The 16,278-nt window shown below is 65.1% G+C and carries 15 protein-coding genes; 10 read left to right on the top strand and 5 right to left on the bottom strand.

Annotation, left to right across the window (positions count from 1 at the left end):
• Positions 1-138: 138 nt before the first annotated feature.
• Complete coding sequence (cysD, locus tag MO486_RS12550) at positions 139-1,050, bottom strand: sulfate adenylyltransferase subunit CysD (protein ID WP_242908186.1); 912 nt, start codon at positions 1,048-1,050, stop codon at positions 139-141.
• Between the two features lie 257 nt (positions 1,051-1,307).
• Here cysD and MO486_RS12545 point away from each other — a divergent pair, with 257 nt between their 5' ends.
• The 3 genes from MO486_RS12545 to MO486_RS12535 are packed head-to-tail and all read left to right on the top strand — an operon-like array spanning position 1,308 to position 5,567.
• A complete protein-coding gene (locus tag MO486_RS12545; protein ID WP_242908184.1) occupies positions 1,308-3,122 on the top strand; it encodes an assimilatory sulfite reductase (NADPH) flavoprotein subunit in 1,815 nt (604 codons plus the stop codon).
• A gap of 1 nt (position 3,123) precedes the next feature.
• Positions 3,124-4,824 (top strand): assimilatory sulfite reductase (NADPH) hemoprotein subunit, encoded by a 1,701-nt coding sequence (gene cysI / locus MO486_RS12540; RefSeq protein WP_242908179.1) that lies wholly within the window; start codon positions 3,124-3,126, stop codon positions 4,822-4,824.
• Positions 4,821-5,567 (top strand): phosphoadenylyl-sulfate reductase, encoded by a 747-nt coding sequence (locus MO486_RS12535; protein WP_242908177.1) that lies wholly within the window; start codon positions 4,821-4,823, stop codon positions 5,565-5,567. Before cysI ends, MO486_RS12535 begins: the two co-directional genes overlap by 4 nt.
• A gap of 351 nt (positions 5,568-5,918) precedes the next feature.
• Here the strand turns inward: MO486_RS12535 and MO486_RS12530 are convergent, their stop codons facing one another.
• Positions 5,919-6,905 (bottom strand): LysR family transcriptional regulator, encoded by a 987-nt coding sequence (locus tag MO486_RS12530; RefSeq protein WP_242908175.1) that lies wholly within the window; start codon positions 6,903-6,905, stop codon positions 5,919-5,921.
• 242 nt (positions 6,906-7,147) lie between these two features.
• Here MO486_RS12530 and cysG point away from each other — a divergent pair, with 242 nt between their 5' ends.
• The 7 genes from cysG (at position 7,148) to MO486_RS12495 (ending at position 13,125) form a co-directional block, all read left to right on the top strand.
• On the top strand, positions 7,148-8,596 hold the full coding sequence (gene cysG, locus MO486_RS12525; RefSeq protein ID WP_242908170.1) for a siroheme synthase CysG: 1,449 nt from the start codon (positions 7,148-7,150) through the stop codon (positions 8,594-8,596).
• Positions 8,597-8,678: 82 nt separating this feature from the next.
• Positions 8,679-9,656 carry a cysteine synthase A gene (gene cysK, locus MO486_RS12520; RefSeq protein WP_242908168.1) on the top strand — a complete coding sequence of 326 codons (978 nt, stop codon included), beginning with the start codon at positions 8,679-8,681 and terminating at the stop codon, positions 9,654-9,656.
• Positions 9,657-9,765: 109 nt separating this feature from the next.
• Entirely contained in the window at positions 9,766-10,806 is a 1,041-nt protein-coding gene (locus tag MO486_RS12515) for a phosphotransferase (protein ID WP_242908166.1), read from the top strand.
• A gap of 13 nt (positions 10,807-10,819) precedes the next feature.
• Positions 10,820-11,545: an N-acetylmuramate alpha-1-phosphate uridylyltransferase MurU gene (murU, locus tag MO486_RS12510; protein WP_242908164.1), complete on the top strand. Its 726-nt coding sequence runs from the start codon at positions 10,820-10,822 to the stop codon at positions 11,543-11,545.
• Positions 11,546-11,581: 36 nt separating this feature from the next.
• Positions 11,582-12,094, top strand: coding sequence for a nuclear transport factor 2 family protein (locus tag MO486_RS12505; protein WP_242908162.1), 513 nt, complete (start codon positions 11,582-11,584; stop codon positions 12,092-12,094).
• Between the two features lie 43 nt (positions 12,095-12,137).
• The gene (locus tag MO486_RS12500; protein WP_242908160.1) at positions 12,138-12,641 is read left to right on the top strand and encodes a DinB family protein; all 504 of its coding nucleotides are present in this window, start codon (positions 12,138-12,140) and stop codon (positions 12,639-12,641) included.
• Positions 12,642-12,675: 34 nt separating this feature from the next.
• Positions 12,676-13,125: a Rid family hydrolase gene (locus tag MO486_RS12495; protein WP_242908158.1), complete on the top strand. Its 450-nt coding sequence runs from the start codon at positions 12,676-12,678 to the stop codon at positions 13,123-13,125.
• 24 nt (positions 13,126-13,149) lie between these two features.
• Here the strand turns inward: MO486_RS12495 and hda are convergent, their stop codons facing one another.
• Genes hda through MO486_RS12480 form a run of 3 tightly spaced genes read right to left on the bottom strand, consistent with a single transcriptional unit; the run spans position 13,150 to position 16,141 of the window.
• Positions 13,150-13,839 carry a DnaA regulatory inactivator Hda gene (gene hda / locus MO486_RS12490; RefSeq protein ID WP_242908359.1) on the bottom strand — a complete coding sequence of 230 codons (690 nt, stop codon included), beginning with the start codon at positions 13,837-13,839 and terminating at the stop codon, positions 13,150-13,152.
• 20 nt (positions 13,840-13,859) lie between these two features.
• Positions 13,860-15,062, bottom strand: coding sequence for an AI-2E family transporter (locus tag MO486_RS12485; RefSeq protein WP_242908346.1), 1,203 nt, complete (start codon positions 15,060-15,062; stop codon positions 13,860-13,862).
• A gap of 8 nt (positions 15,063-15,070) precedes the next feature.
• Positions 15,071-16,141, bottom strand: a complete 1,071-nt coding sequence (locus tag MO486_RS12480; protein ID WP_242908156.1) for a DUF2066 domain-containing protein — start codon at positions 16,139-16,141, stop codon at positions 15,071-15,073.
• Positions 16,142-16,278 lie beyond the last annotated feature (137 nt).

Below are 16,278 nucleotides of genomic sequence, written 5' to 3'. Positions count from 1 at the left end.
TAGTTGTTGCTTTTGTTTTTGTGGGAGCGACGTAAGTCGCGATAAGCACTTGGGAGAGATTGAAGACGTCGCGATCGCGACTTACGTCGCCCCCACAAGAGTCACTCGCACAAGAGAAGAGGTTGGCGATGTGGTTCATCAGAAATAGCCCTCCTGCTTCTTCTTCTCCATCGACGCCGATGGGTCATGGTCGATCACGCGACCCTGGCGTTCGGACGTGGTCGCCACCAGCATCTCGGCGATGATCTTCTCCAGCGTGTCGGCGTCGGATTCGATCGCGCCGGTCAGTGGGTAGCAGCCGAGCGTGCGGAAGCGCACCTGCTTCACCTGCGGCGTTTCGCCATTGCGCAACGGCAAACGCGCATCGTCGACCAGGATCAGCCCCCCGTCGCGTTCGACCACGGGACGCTCTGCCGCGAAGTACAGCGACGGCACGGGAATCCGTTCGCGATAGATGTAGAGCCAGACGTCGAGCTCGGTCCAGTTCGAGATCGGAAACACGCGCACGCTTTCGCCCTTGTGGGTCCGCGTGTTGTAGAGGTTCCACAGCTCGGGGCGCTGGTTCTTCGGGTCCCAGCGATGCTGCTCGCTGCGGAACGAGAAGATGCGCTCCTTGGCGCGCGACTTCTCTTCGTCGCGGCGCGCACCGCCGATCGCGGCATCGAAGCCGCCGGCATCCAGCGCCTGCTTCAGCGCCTGGGTCTTCATGACGTCGGTATGGACATTGGCGCCATGGCTGATCGGGCCGATGCCCTGCGCGAGGCCGTCGGGATTGATGTGCACCCGCAGGTCGATGCCGGTTTCGGTGGCACGACGGTCGCGGAACGCGATCATCTCGCCGAACTTCCAGCCGGTATCGACATGCAACAACGGGATGGGGGGTTTCGCCGGCGCGAACGCCTTCAGCAGCAAGTGCAGCAGCACCGAGCTGTCCTTGCCGATCGAATACAACATCACTGGATTGCGGAACTCGGCCGCGACCTCGCGCAGGATATGGATGCTTTCCGCTTCCAGGCGGTCGAGGTGGCTCAAATCTGGGCTTGCGGGCATAAGCAGGCTAAATCTCTCTGGCCGGCAGGCGGCCGCCGCGGCTAATTCGGCACATTATAGGGAGCGGGCCGATAGCCCCGCTGAAGGAATCGGCTCGATTTGCGAGGCGGCGCAAGGCCGCTGGGTGCGACGAGTATCAAAACCGCCGCGCTAATGGGGAAATAAGCGCGGGGAATGAACGCATAACGAGCGGTCCTTTCCCCCGCGCGAGGGCCATCACTAGTCTGGCTGCAATTCCCGCGCTCCCGGCCTATCCCATGCCTGCCCCCGCCCTGCTCACGCCGCCGTCGCTGCCGGAAGACACGGCTACCACGCTCGCGCGGCTGGCCGAAGGCCTGGACGCCGACGGTTTGTGGTGGTTGTCCGGTTACGCCGCCGGCATCGCCCGCGGCCGAGCGTTGCCGCTGCGTGTGGCGGCCGAACCGCTGGTCGCGGTCGCACCCGCGCACACTTTGACCATCGTCTACGGCAGCCAGACCGGCAACGCCAGGCGCGCCGCCGAGAAGCTGGCGCAGCAGTCGGAAACCGCCGGCCTCAGCGTCAAGCTGTTGCGCGCCGACGCCTATCCAACCCGCGAACTCAAGAACGAGCGCTACCTGGTCGTTGTGATCAGCACCCAGGGCGACGGCGATCCGCCGGACGACGCCCGTGGCTTCGTCGACTTCATCGCCGGCAAGCGCGCCCCGCAATTGAAGGACCTGCACTACGCAGTCCTCGGTCTCGGCGATTCCAGCTACCCGCAGTTCTGCGCGATCGGCAAGCGCCTCGACGAGCGCCTGGCCGAACTCGGTGCGACGCGCTGGCTCGCGCGCGGCGATGCCGACCTCGACATCGACAGCGTTGCCAATCCGTGGCTGGACAAAGTCCTCGTGACCGCGAAGGAAGCGCTGAAAGCGCCGCCACGCGCCACGGTCACGCCGCTGCGTCCATTGCCGCCGGCGCCGGCATTCCACCGCGACGCGCCGTTCGCCGCCGAGTTGCTCGTCAACCAGCGCATCACTGGCCGCGGCAGTCAGAAAGCGGCTTCAAGCAAGGATGTCCGTCACTTCGAGATTTCCCTCGAAGGCTCGGGCCTGCACTACGAACCCGGCGATGCGCTCGGCCTGTGGCCGCAGAATCCGCCGGCACTGGTCGACGCAGTGCTCGCCGCACTCGAACTCGACGGCGATGCCAGCGTGACCCATGCCGAGCAGAGCCTGCCGCTGCGGCAATGGCTGGGCGAGAAGCGCGAGCTGACCAGGCTCGCGCGCCCGTTCGTCGCCACCCATGCCACGCACGTGCGCAGCGACGAACTCAATCGCCTGCTGGCACCGGACAACGCCGCGCAACTGACGAAGCTGCTCACCAACACCCAGGTCATCGATCTGCTGCAGCAATATCGTGGCGAATGGTCGGCTGAAGAACTGGTCGCAGCGTTACGTCCGCTCACTCCACGGCTGTACTCGATCGCCTCCAGCCAGAAACTGGTCGGCGACGAAGCGCACCTCACCGTCGCCCATGTCGAATACGACAACGGTGGCGGCACGCGCTGGGGCGCGGCGTCGCATCTGCTCGCTGCGAGTGAGGAAGGCGCGAAACTGCCGATCTATATCGAGCACAACGAACGCTTCCGTCTGCCGAAGGATGCCGCGCGCGACGTGATCATGATCGGGCCCGGAACCGGCGTCGCGCCGTTCCGCGGTTTCGTGCAGGAGCGCGTCGCCGTCGGTGCCAGCGGCCGCAACTGGCTGCTGTTCGGCAATCCGCACAGCCGCAGCGATTTCCTTTACCAGCTGGAATGGCAGGACGCGCTGAAGAACGGCGGCCTGCATCGCCTCGACCTCGCCTTCTCGCGCGACCAGGCCCAGAAAATCTACGTGCAGGACCGCCTGCGCGAACACGGCCGCGAACTGTACGCGTGGCTGGAATCCGGCGCGCATCTCTATGTCTGCGGCGCGATCGCGATGGGCAAGGACGTGCATGCCGCGTTGCTCGAAGCGATCACCATGCACGGTGGCAAGTCCGACGACGACGCCAACGATTACTTGAACGACCTTCAGGCGCAGGGCCGTTACGCACGGGACGTGTATTGAGATGAGTGCGCATTCGGTCGAAGACATCAAGCAGGACAGCGGTCGCCTCCGTGGCACGCTGCTGGCATCGCTCGCCAACCCGATCACAGGTGCGCTGGCCGAAGACGACCAGACCCTGATCAAGTACCACGGCAGCTATCAGCAGGACGATCGCGACATCCGCGAGGAACGCCGCCAGCAGAAGCTCGAACCCGCGTTCTCGTTCATGATCCGCACCCGCACTCCGGGCGGCGTGGTCACGCCGGAGCAGTGGCTGAAACTCGATCGCATCGCCACCACGTTCGCCGAACGCGGCCTGCGGATCACCACGCGGCAGGCGTTCCAGTTCCACGGCGTGATCAAGGGCGAGTTGAAGCCGACCATGCAGGCGATCAACGCCGCGCTGATCGACACCCTCGCCGCCTGCGGCGACGTCAATCGCAACGTGGCGGTCGCGGCCAACCCGCTGCAATCGCAGGCGCATGCAGCGGTGTTCGCGCAAGCCGCGGCGTTGTCCGAGCACCTGCTGCCGAACACGCGCGCCTACTACGAGATCTGGCTCGACGAAGAAAAAGTCGCCGGCAGTGGCGAGGAAGTCGAACCGATCTACGGCCAGGCCTACCTGCCGCGCAAGTTCAAGATCGGCTTCGCGATCCCGCCGTACAACGATGTCGACGTGTACGCGCAGGATCTCGGATTCATCGCCATCATCGAAGACGGGAAGCTCGTCGGCTACAACGTGAGCGTTGGCGGCGGCATGGGTGCGAGCCACGGCGATCCGGAAACCTATCCACGCCTCGGCGACGTGATCGGTTTCGTCACGCCCGAGCAGGTGATTGCTGTTGGCGAAGCGGTCGTGACCGCGCAGCGCGACTTCGGCAACCGCGCCGTGCGCAAGCGCGCGCGGCTGAAATACACGATCGACGACCGTGGTCTCGACTGGTTCAAGGCGGAAGTCGAACGCCGCGCCGGCTTCGCGCTTGACGCGGCGCGCGACTTCGCCTTCGCGCACAACAACGATCGTTTCGGGTGGGTGGAAGGCGAGGATGGACGTTGGCACCTGACCCTGCGCATTCCCTCTGGGCGCATCTGGGATCGCGATGGGCTGTCGCATCTCACTGGCCTGCGTGAAATCGCCCGTGTGCTTGTTAAAAGCAGTCACACCGGCGAGTTCCGCATGACGCCGAACCAGAACCTGGTGATCGCCGGCGTACCAGCCTCAGAGCGTTGGCGCATCGATGCGCTGGTGTCTTCGCACGGCCTCGGCGCGCACACGACGGCAACGCCGACGCGCCTCAATGCGCTCGCCTGCGTCGCCCTGCCGACTTGCGGCCTGGCAATGGCCGAAGCCGAACGCTATCTGCCGGAGTTCGTCGGCAAGGTCGAGACTCTGCTCGACACGCACGGCCTGCGCGATATGCCGCTTAACCTGCGCATCAGCGGCTGCCCGAACGGTTGCTCGCGGCCGTACCTCGGCGAGATCGCCCTCGTCGGCAAGGCGCCTGGCCGTTACAACCTGATGCTTGGTGCCGACCATCGCGGCCAGCGCTTGAACACGCTGTATCGCGAAAACATCGACGAAGCGGCGATTCTCGCCGCGCTCGATCCGCTGCTGGCGCGCTACGCCGGCGAACGCGAATCCGAAGAAGGCTTCGGCGATTTCCTCGTCCGCAGCCAGGTCGTTCGCATCCCGAAACACATTCCCGTGCAGGTGCAAGCATGAGCCCGCCCGATCCCGTCAGCGCCGCCGAATCGCCGCGCGCGCTCGCCGACCTCAACCGCTGGCTCGGCCACAAGACCGCCGAGGAACGCGTGGCATGGGGCCTCGAAACCCTGGCCGGCAACCACGCGTTGTCATCGAGCTTCGGCGCGCAGGCAGCGGTGGCGCTGCACATGGTCACGCGGCAGCAAGCCGATCTCCCGGTGATCCTGATCGACACCGGCTACCTGTTCCCGGAGACGCATCGCTTCGCCGACGAGCTGGGTGCACGCCTCGCGCTCAACCTCAAGATCTATCGTCCGCGCACGGAAGCCGCATGGAACGATGCCAACGTGACCCGGCTGCGCGAACTCGGCGTCGATGGCCTCAACCGCTACAACCGCGTGCACAAGGTTGAACCGATGCAACGCGCGCTCGACGAACTCGGCGTGCGCACCTGGATCGCCGGCATCCGCCGCGCGCAATCGCAGAGCCGCGCCGACATCGATTTCATCGAACTACGCGACGGCCGCTGGAAACTGCATCCCCTCGCCGACTGGAACGACCGCGACATCTGGAACTACCTGCAACGCCACGACCTCCCCTACCACCCGCTGTGGCACGAAGGCTACGTCTCCATCGGCGACACGCACACCACACGACCGCTCACGGCCGGCATGAGCGAGGAAGACACCCGTTTCTTCGGCTTGAAGCGCGAATGCGGGTTGCATGAGGACTGGAGCGGAGCTGTGGAACAGGCGGCGTAAGCACTCAACTGATGCTGTTGCTTCGAAGAAAGCTGGAACACCGACTACCTACATAACCCGGAGGGCGGCGCACAGGACGTGCGCCGTTTTTCGACCGAGGCAGGATGCCGAGTCGAAAAATCTCCGCAGCCTCCCACGCCGCGCGGTGTGCTCTTGCCAAGGAGGCCATTTCTTTTGGTTACTTTTCTTTGGGCCAGCAAAGAAAAGTGACCCGCTGCGCAGTAGTGGAATGCTCTTGAAGCAAAAAGGCAAAGTCAAAATGGATCCCGGCTTCCGCCGGGATGACGAGCAAGGGCAGAAGCAGAGAAAGTCACTGGATCCCCGCCTTCGCGGGATGACGAGCAAGATGCGTCAGACCGTGATCGCCTGACTCAATTCCACCCACGTGGGCGGCGTCGGCCAATCCGCCTCGAGATTACCCGCGAGCACCCGGCGCAAATCGTGGCGATCCAATTGCGGCGCCAACGCATGCAGCAGCTCGACCGCATAGTCGCGCAACACCCGACCATGCGGCAGCAATGCCCACGTCATGCATTCAGGCAACTGCGGCGGCGCGGGCAACACCACCAACTCCTCCACATCCCGCGCGGTGACGGCCATCTCGGCCAATAGACCCGCACCGAGACCCGCGCGCACATAGGTCTTGATCAGATCGGCATCGTGCGCGGTCAACGCAATCTGCGGTTCCAGCCCGATCGCAGCGAAAGCGCGACGCAACGACGATTCCGGACGCACCGACGAGTCGTAACTGATCAACGGATGCCTGGCGAGCGTTTCCAGCGTCGGCGCCTGCCCAGCGTCGGCCAGCGGATGCCCGCGCGGCACCAGCAGCACGCGCTTCCACCGGAACAGCGGGATCGCCAGTCCGTCCGCAGGTGGATCGCCGGCAGTGCTGATCACGGCCAGGTCCGCCTGCCCCTTCGCCAGCGATGCCAACACTTCACCCTCGCCCGCTGGCTTGAGGTGGATGCCGACCTGCGGATAGCTGCGCTTGACCTCGGCGATCGCCGGCGGGAGCACGAAGCGCGCCTGGGTGTGGGTGGTGGCGAGGGTCAGCTCGCCATGGCTTTCGCGACGGTGATTGGCGGCATAGCTGCGGACGTTGTTGACCTCGGCAAGGATGCGGCGCGCGTTTTCCAACACCTGCACGCCAGCAGGGGTGATGGCGTCGAGACTGCGACCTTTGCGCACGAACAGCAGGAAGCCCAATTCGTCCTCGAGCTGCTTGAGCTGCTTGGACAACCCCGGCTGGGTGGCATGCACCTTCTCCGCGGCCAACGTGATGTTGAGCCCGGAGTCGGCGATGGCTACGAGGTAGCGGAGTTGGGTCAGTGTCATGAGGCTTCGGGGTGCAGCCGGCGCGCAAGACGCGTCCGGGCATACACAGTTTCAGTTGTAAATATCGCTTTATGCGAATGAAGGGATGAATCTACCGCCGTGCCGGTGAACTTGTCCAGCACTTATGCCTTGCCGGCATATCAAAAGCTTATGCCCATACGGAATAAGCACCAGTCGCGGGGTCATTTCCGCTGATGGGATGCGATTAGTACGGTTTCTGTCCCACATCCCGCCTGACGTCCATGACTGCGCCGCTGTTTCCTCTGTTCGCCGACCTGCGAGGCCGCACCGTGCTGGTGGTCGGCGGCGGTGCGGTGGCGCGGCGGAAGGTGGCGGCCTTGCTTGATGCCGGCGCCCAGGTCCGCGTGGGGGCGCCGGAACTGGAACCCACCCTGTCCGAATGGGCGTCGTCAGGGCGGATCGAATACGTCCCCGGCGTCTTCGAACCGGCATGGTTCGACGGTGCATGGCTGGCCATCGCCGCCACCGATGACGCGGCCAGCAATCGCGCCGTCGCCAGCATTGGCGAAGAACGCCGCGTCTTCGTCAACGTGGTCGACGACGCCGAGCTATCGAGCTTCCAGGTACCGGCGCGCGTCGAGCGCGGGCCATTGCAGATCGCGATCTCCAGCGGAGGCGGCGCCCCGATGCTCGCCCGGCACCTGCGCGAGCAGTTGGAAACGCAATTCGACGAATCGCTAGGCGCACTCGCCGGACTACTCACGCGCGAACGCGCCCGCATCCGAGCGCGTCTGCCCGGCCTGCAGGCGCGACGCCGTTTCTTCGAACGCGTGCTGGCGGGGCCGATCCCGTCGTTGCTGCGTGCCGGCGACCAAGCCGCTGCCGAGCGCGAGTTCGATGCCGTGTTGGGTGGTGGTCGCGGCGAGAACCCTGTGGGTCGCGTGGCTCTGGTCGGCGCCGGGCCCGGCGACCCCGGCCTGCTCACACTGCGTGCGCTGCGACTGCTGAGCGAAGCCGACGTCATCCTCCATGACCGCCTGGTCAGCCCGGAGGTGCTTGCGCTGGCGCGCCGCGACGCGGAACTGGTCGAAGTCGGCAAGCAGGTCGGTGGTGACCATAACGCGACGCAGGAACGCATCCACACGCTGCTGGTCGATTACGCGCGTGCAGGCAAACGCGTGGTGCGGCTCAAGGGCGGCGACTCGTTCGTCTTCGGCCGCGGCGGCGAGGAACTCGAAGCACTGCACGCACGCGGCATCGAGTTCGAAGTCGTGCCCGGCATCACCGCAGCACTCGCCTGCGGTGCGTATGCCGGCATCCCGCTCACCCACCGCGAACACGCGCAGTCGGTGCGCTTCATCACCGCGCACTGCAAGGATTCCGACGACACCCTGGACTGGGCCGCGCTGGCGCAGGAACGGCAGACCCTGGCCTTCTACATGGGCGTGGCCGGACTGGAAAAGATCCGCGACCGGCTCATCGCGCATGGCCGGGCGCCGGGCACGCCGTTTGCGATCGTCGAAAACGGCTCACGCCCCGAACAACGCGTCATCGTCGGCACGTTGGCCGAATTACCGGAGCTTGCACGTTTGCATTCGGTGCGGTCGCCGGCATTGCTGATCCTCGGCGAGGTCGCGGCACTGGCCGGAAAATTGCATTGGTTCGGTGCGGCGCCGCTGGGCGCAGCTTCAACGGCTATTGCCCACGAAGACCTCGCGCAAGCCGCGTAACGAAACGAAAACCTCACGCACCAACCTGGTGCTGGGTGTAGAAACGAAGTCGTCCCCTCCAAACTCCCCCGGATTTCATTACATGGCCCTCTACGAAAGCATCCTCGACACCATCGGCTCCACGCCCATCGTCAAACTGCACCGCATCGCGCCCAAGCACGTCACGCTGTACGCCAAGAACGAGGCGTTCAATCCGGGCGGCTCGGTCAAGGATCGCCTGGCGCTGGCGATCGTGCTCGACGCCGAGCAACGCGGCACGCTCAAGCCGGGCCAGACGATCATCGAAGCCACCTCCGGCAACACCGGCATCGCGCTGGCGATGGTGGCCGCGGCGCGCGGTTATCCGTTCGTCGCGGTGATGACCGAAACCTTCTCGATCGAGCGCCGCAAGCTGATGCGTGCATTCGGCGCCAAGGTCATCCTCACGCCCGCCGCCGAACGCGGCAGCGGCATGGTGCGCAAGGCCAAGGAACTCGCCGACAAGCACGGCTGGTTCCTCGCCCGCCAGTTCGAGAACGAAGCTAATCCCGCCTACCACCGCAGCACCACCGGCCCGGAGATCCTGCGCGACTTCGCCGGCAAACGGCTCGACTATTTCGTCAGCGGCTGGGGCACCGGCGGCACCATCACCGGCGCCGGCGAAGTGCTGAAACTCGCGCGTCCGGGCATTCGCATCATCGCCAGCGAGCCCGCGGGCGCCGCACTGCTTTCCGGCAAGGAATGGCAGCCGCACAAGATCCAGGGCTGGACGCCGGACTTCCTGCCCGCCGTGCTCAGCCGCACCATCGCCGACGAGATCCTGCCAATCGATGATGTGCTCGCGCGCGATACCGCACGACGACTGGCAGCCGAGGAAGGCGTCTTCGTCGGCATTTCCGCCGGCGCCACCGTCGCTGCTGCATTGCGCGTCGCCGAGCAGGCGCCGGAAGGCTCGGTGCTGCTGGCGATGCTGCCCGACACCGGCGAACGCTACCTGTCGACGTTCCTGTTCGAAGGCGTCAGCGAGGGTTCCGACGACGAATGGCTGGCAGCGTTAGAGGGGCAAGCCGTGGCAGCGTGACGGCACCGCTTGCGTTGAATAGGCAAAGGCGTGCGAGCTACTCGCACGCCTTTGTGCTTCCGGGCCATCCTCTCGCCGAATTGATCGCGGTGCGTTTACCCTGTGCCGCATGAGCCCGTCTCCCCATCCCGACGATCCGCGCGCCGAAGCACGCCTCGCCTGGGCGCGCAACGCCATCGGCCATGCCGGCATCGAACTGGTGCGTGCTTCGGTCGATGCCGGCTTCCGCAGTTACTGGCGCACGCTGGGGCACGAGCCCAGCCGCATCGTCATGGATTCGCCGCCGGATCTCGAAGACCCGCGGCCGTGGCTGCGCATTCGCCAGTTGCTCGAGGACGGCGGCGTGCGCGTACCGCAGGTGATCGCCGAGGACCCAATGGTCGGGTTCCTGCTGCTCGAAGATCTTGGCGCCGATACGTACCTGCACCTGATCCACGCCGACAACGCCGATGCGCTGTTCGATGGCGCGATCGACCAGTTGCTCAAACTGCAGGCGATTCCGGTACCGGAGGATGTGCCGCGCTACGACGCGGCCTTCCTGCTGCGCGAGCTGCGCATCTTCGACGAGTGGTTCCTCGGCCATCACCTCGCCATGGTGCTCGACGAGCACGACCAGCAGCGACTCGACCTGGTCTACCAGCGCCTGGTCGACGCCGCGCTGGCACAGCCGCAGCTGCTGGTGCACCGCGACTACATGCCGCGCAACCTCATGCCTGTTCAAGGCGGGCCGGCCAGCGATGGCCCGGCCGTGCTGGATTTCCAGGGCGCGCTGTACGGGCCGATCGCCTACGACCCGATCAGTCTGTTCAAGGATGCATTCCTGAGCTGGCCCGAACACCGCGTCGATGCCTGGCTCGCCCACTACCACGCACGTGCAACCACTGCCGGCCTGCCAGTGCCCGTGCTCGCGCAGTTCCGCCGCGATGCCGACTGGATCGGCGTGCAGCGGCACCTGAAGATCATCGGTATCTTCGCCCGCCTGCACCATCGCGATGGCAAGTCGAAATACCTGCACGACGTGCCGCGTTTCTTCGGCTATCTCGATGCGGTGCTGCCGAAGTATCCGGAGTTCGCCCCCCTCCTCGCACTGATCGAGGAACGCGTGAAGCCATCGATGCGGCTGCACGAGAATTGGGCGACGCACGAATGAGGGCCTCGGCTGTATGAAGGCGCTGATCCTCGCCGCCGGCCTCGGCGAGCGCATGCGGCCGCTGACCAACACCACGCCCAAGCCGCTGCTGCATGCTGGCGGCAAACCTTTGATCGCCTGGCACCTGGAAAAACTCGCCGCGCTCGGCGTGCGCGATGTCGTGGTCAACACCAGCTGGCTCGCCGAGCAATTTCCGCAAGCACTCGGCAATGGCGCACATTGGGGCCTGCACCTGCACTACATCTACGAGGGCGCGGCACCGCTGGAAACAGGCGGCGGCATGTGGAATGCACTGTCGTTGCTCGGCGACAAACCCTTCCTCATGGTCAACGGCGATATCTGGACCGATTACGACTTCGCCCACCTGCCACGTGCGATCGATGGCGAAGCGCACCTGGTGCTGGTCGCCAACCCTCCGCAGCACCCGCATGGCGACTTCGCGCTGCGCGACGATGGCCGCATCGACTCGGATGGCGATGGCAAACTCACCTTCGCCGGCATCGGCGTGTATCGGCCATCGCTATTCGATGGTTGGCGCGACATCATTGGTGCAGCACCCGGCGCCGACGAAACCCCGCCACGTTTCAAGCTCGCGCCGCTGCTGCGTGCGGCCATGAAGGACGGGCGAGTCACCGGCGAGCATCATCCCGGCCGCTGGACCGATGTCGGTACACCGCAACGCCTGCAGCAATTGGATGCGGAACTTTCCGCGCCCATGCCTCGACCAAGTATGTCCTGACCAATGCCGTCCTTCCCCAATCACTCCGGAGTTTTCGTGAAGTCATTGCTGCTCGCGCTTGCCTGCCTGCTGTCTTTCCCCGCTTTCGCCCAGACTGAAGCGAAAGCCGCGGAGACCCCGACCCAGCAAATCGAAGCCGTCGTCGAAGCATTCCGCACCGCGATCATCGACAAAGACAAGGAGCGCTTCGTCAAACTGTTCCTGCACGAGAACATCACCTGGCAGAACGTTGTCGGCGACTCCAATCTGCAGCAGCTCCGCAAGAAGAAACCGGAAGCCGTCAAGGTCCGTTTCAAGCCCGAGAACAACCCCGTATCGTTCATCGACGGCATCGTGTCCAGCAACAAAAAGCTCGAAGAAAAGTTCTGGAACACGAAAATCGATACGGACGGAGATGTGGCGTCGATCCTGTTCGACTACAGCTTCAATGCCGACGGGAAGGAAACCAACCATGGCAAGGAAGCCTGGCATCTGGTCAAAACCGATGATGGCTGGAAGATCGTTTCCGTCATCTGGTCGGTGAACTGGGATCCCGAGCCGAAGAAGTAACCGGCCACGCCGAAGCGCGTTGTCGCAAGCACACGGAAGACAAATGACTTTGCCCATCGAAATGCTCGTCCACTACAAGGCCTGGGCCAATCAGCGAGTCTTTGCCACCGTGGCGGCATTACCGGAAGACGAAGCGACCAAGCCGCGCCAGACGCACTTCGGCAGCATGGTGCACACGCTCAACCACGTGCATGTGATCGACCGGATCTTCCAGGCCCACTTGGAAGGCCGGTCGCATCCCTACAGTTCGCGCAACATGCCGACGCATCCGCCCCTGCAGGAATTGTGGGACTCGGTGACCGCGCTGGACCGGTGGTACATCGACTACGCCGCATCGCTGGACGAGCAGCAGATCGCGCAGGACGTGCATTTCCATTACGTCGACGGCGGCGAAGGCATGATGACGCGCGGCGAGATCATCCTGCACCTGGTCAACCACGCGACCTATCACCGTGGCTTCGTCGGCGACATGCTGAACCAGACCGGCGTAGTGCCACGTGCCACCGATTTAACCGTGTTTATCCGAGACGTCTGGAAGCAACGGTAACGGGCCTGCATTGACTCAACGAGTGGAGACAGCCATGAAAACCCTGTGCGTGGCCCTTCTTATGTCACTGGCTTCTGGTCTCGCCTATGCGGCGGACAACGACGTGCGCAAGCAGGCCTTTCATTTCGCACCCGTCATTGAAGCGGACCTTGGCTTCAGCCGGGCGATCAGGGTCGGCAATACGCTGTATATCTCGGGATCGGTAGGCGCTGGCGAGATGCCTGCCGCGATCAAGCAGGTTTACGGTCGCATCGACAAGACCCTGGCGGCCCACGGCCTGACGTTCCAGAACGTGGTCAAGGAGACGCTCTTCACCACCGACCTGGTCGAGTTCAACAAGCACAAGGAACTGCGCAAGCAGTACTACGCCGGCGACTACCCGACCTCGTCGTGGGTCGAGGTCAGTCGACTCAATTCACCGGAGCTTGTGCTCGAAGTGGAAGCCATCGCGATCTTCCCGGAAGAAGACCGCGCCGCGAAGTAGTGCAGCACGTGCGCACCGCGCACGTTACAGATCGAGCGTCTGCTTCAGGAACGGCACGGTGACCCGCCGCTGTGCCGCCAGCGAAGCGCGATCGAGCTGATCGAGCAACGCAGTCAGGCCCGCCAGATCGCGACCGACACGCTTCAACAACCAGTCGAGTGCCGCGTCGTCGAGGATCAATCCGCGTCGCTGCGCGCGTTCCTGCAACACCTGGCGACGGCCGTCGTCGTCCAGCGGGGACAAGGTGATACGCGCGCACTGGGACAGGCGCGAGCGCAAATCAGGCAGCGACAATGCCAGCGCATCCGGTGCGATCTGCGCGGTGTACAGCAGGGCGCTGCCGGCGCTCCGGGCGCGATTGTGAAAATCGAACAAGGCGATCTCGTCGTCGCGCCGGCCTGCGATCGCATCGAGGCCGTCGAGTGCGATCACGTCGCTGCCGTCGAAGGCGTCGAGGGCATCGCGCAAGCGGCCGGCCGCGGTCTTCAGCGGCAGGTAGGCGGCGCGCCGGCCTGCCGCTTCGCTGGCGGCGCACACGGCCAACGCGAGGTGGGTCTTGCCGACGCCCGCAGGCCCGGCCAGGTACAACCAGTCCGCGCCAGGCGATTGCGCCAGCGCGCGCAGCTGCGCGAGCGCGCCTTCCGGCCCGGCAACGAACGTCTCCAGTCGCTGGTCAGGCGGATAGCGCAACGCCAGCGGCAGCTGCGGCGTCATGTTGGTCGGGGGCGTGGAGCTCACGCTTCGTCGCTGCCCTCGGGCGGCATGCCCCGCAACGGCATGCCCTGCAAGGCGATGTCCTGCGGCGGCTCGCCGCTGACGCTGGGTTCGACGTAGTCGTCGAGCAGGATCGCCGGCCGGTCGCCCGCGTACAGGCGACTCTGGGTGTAACGCTCGTGCGCGAAGCGCAACATCACGTTGAGGACTGCCGCCACCGGCAGCGCCAGCAGCACGCCGAGGAAACCGAACAGCTGGCCACCGGCCATGATCGCGAAGATCACAGCGACCGGATGCAGTCCGATGCGATCGCCGACCAGTCGCGGCGTCAGCCAGTAACTCTCGATCACCTGGCCGATGCCGAACACGCCCAGCACCAACGCCACGTGCTGCCAGTCGCCGAACTGCACCATCGCGGCGATCACGCCGAGCACCACGCCCGTGGCCGGGCCGAGATAGGGCACGAAACTCACCAGGCCGGCAATGAAACCGATCAGCAAGCCGAGGTCCAGGCCAACGCCCCACAGGCCGAGCGCGTACAGCACGCCCAGTGTCAGCATCACCAGGAACTGTCCACGCAGGAAGGCGCCGAGGACGAGGTCGGAATCCTTCGCAAGCCGGGTCACCGTGCCGATATGGTCACGTGGTATCAGCGCGGCGACGCGCTCGACCAGCATGTCCCAGTCGCGCAGGAAATAGAACGTCAGCACCGGCAACAGCACGATGTTGGCGATCCAGGCGATCAGTACGAAGCCCGAGCGCGAGAGATAGCCAAGCATGGTCGCGGCGACGCCGCCGGCGCGTTCCCAATGCTCGCGGATCAGCTGGATCAGATGATCCGGGTCGAACCACGCAATCAGTTCGAAGCCGGTTTTGCGCTCCACCCATGGCAGCACCGTACCGATGAACCAGTCGCGGTAGGTCGGCAATGATTCGACCAGGGTGACGATCTGGCGCTCGATCAACGGCACCAGCAGCAGCAACGCCACGACCAATAGCAGCGCCATCGCACTGAACACCAGGATCACTGCAGTCTGGCGCGACCAGCGGCGGCGTTCGAGCCGATCGACCAGCGGATCGCCGAGCCAGCCCAGCATCGCCGCGAATACGAACGGCGTCAGGATCGGCGCAAGCAACCACAACAGCCAACCGGCGATGACCGCGATCAGCAGCCATTGCCAGCGCCGTGCGAGGACAGTGCTGGACGTGCCTGTCATCTGCATGTCGGCCATCAGCGCAGGAGGAACTGCGGCAGGATGTCGTCGCCGCCGGCGACCAGGACATCGCCGCCGGCGACTGCGCGCCTTAAGCCCGGGATGCCAGTGATCAACTCGAGTTCGAGTTCCAGCGCTGCAGGCGTGGCTCGCACCGGCGTCACCCGACGCACCACCGACAGACCTTGCAGGTACGCGGCCAAGCGCATGTAGTCGTCGCTGCTGTCGACACCGTTGATCAGCACGACATAGCGGCCGGCCTGGCCGACGGCAGTACTGGCCTTGGCGTATTTCCTCGACAACGCATCGGCAGCACCGTCGGCGCCCGCAGCCATCGCGCGGCGCGCGTCCGGGTTGTTCTGCGACCAGGTCGAGAGCACCTTGCCGTTGTCGACGAAGGTCCAGTCGGCGGTCCAGCCACCTTCCTTGGCGCGGTACAGCTTGCCGATCAGCTGCATCGGCGGGCTGTAGCGCGAGGACAGGCGGGCGATGGCGGCGGCATCGCCGCGCCAGATCGCGCCGACCGCAGCCTGCTCTGCAGCGCTGCCCGAAGGCAGGCCGAGCCGGTAGCCGCGCTCGATCGCGCGCGTGGTGATCGGTTTGGCGGCGTTGTTCTGCGGCAGCGCGACCAGCCGCGGGCCACGGCCGTCGTCGATCGCCAGCCACAGCACCGGCTTGGGTCGTGGTTCGGGCCAGATCGGCAGGCCGAGGGTGGCGGCGATGGCGTCGACCTCTTCCGGGTCGAACCGCACGATCAGGGTCGTGGTGAAGGTCGGCGCGCCGGTGGCGGAGCGGCCTTCGTCCTGGCGGTAGTCGTAACCCTTCACGAAATCCTTGGCGCGGCGCAGTTCCTGGCCGACGCCCGGGCGGGTCGCGGCGTTGCGGTCGCCGGTCAGCTTGCCCAGCACCTGGACCAGCGCCCGGGCGAAACCACCGTTGCGCTCGGCCTCGCCCTGGTTGTTGACGGGGACTTCGGCCTCATAGGTGCCCTGCGCACCGGCGCGGTCGCCTTCGACGCGCTGCGCCGCCGCGGCGAAGCTCGCCAGCAGCAGGATTGCGACCATGCACACGCGATTTGACCGAGTCATCGCCTTCCCTGAGTCCTGCGAATGGACCGAAATGGTGCCGCAGTGACGGTGACACGTCCATTCACAGCTGTGCAATCGATTCATTTGCGAAGGAGCAAGGCGCCCCGACTGCTAAAATCGCGCCCTCCCCGCGACCG

The organism is Lysobacter sp. CFH 32150 (assembly GCF_022758295.1).
Classification (GTDB): domain Bacteria; phylum Pseudomonadota; class Gammaproteobacteria; order Xanthomonadales; family Xanthomonadaceae; genus CFH-32150.
The sequence above is the reverse complement of the archived record's forward strand: the minus strand, read 5'-3'. Positions and strand labels throughout refer to the sequence as shown.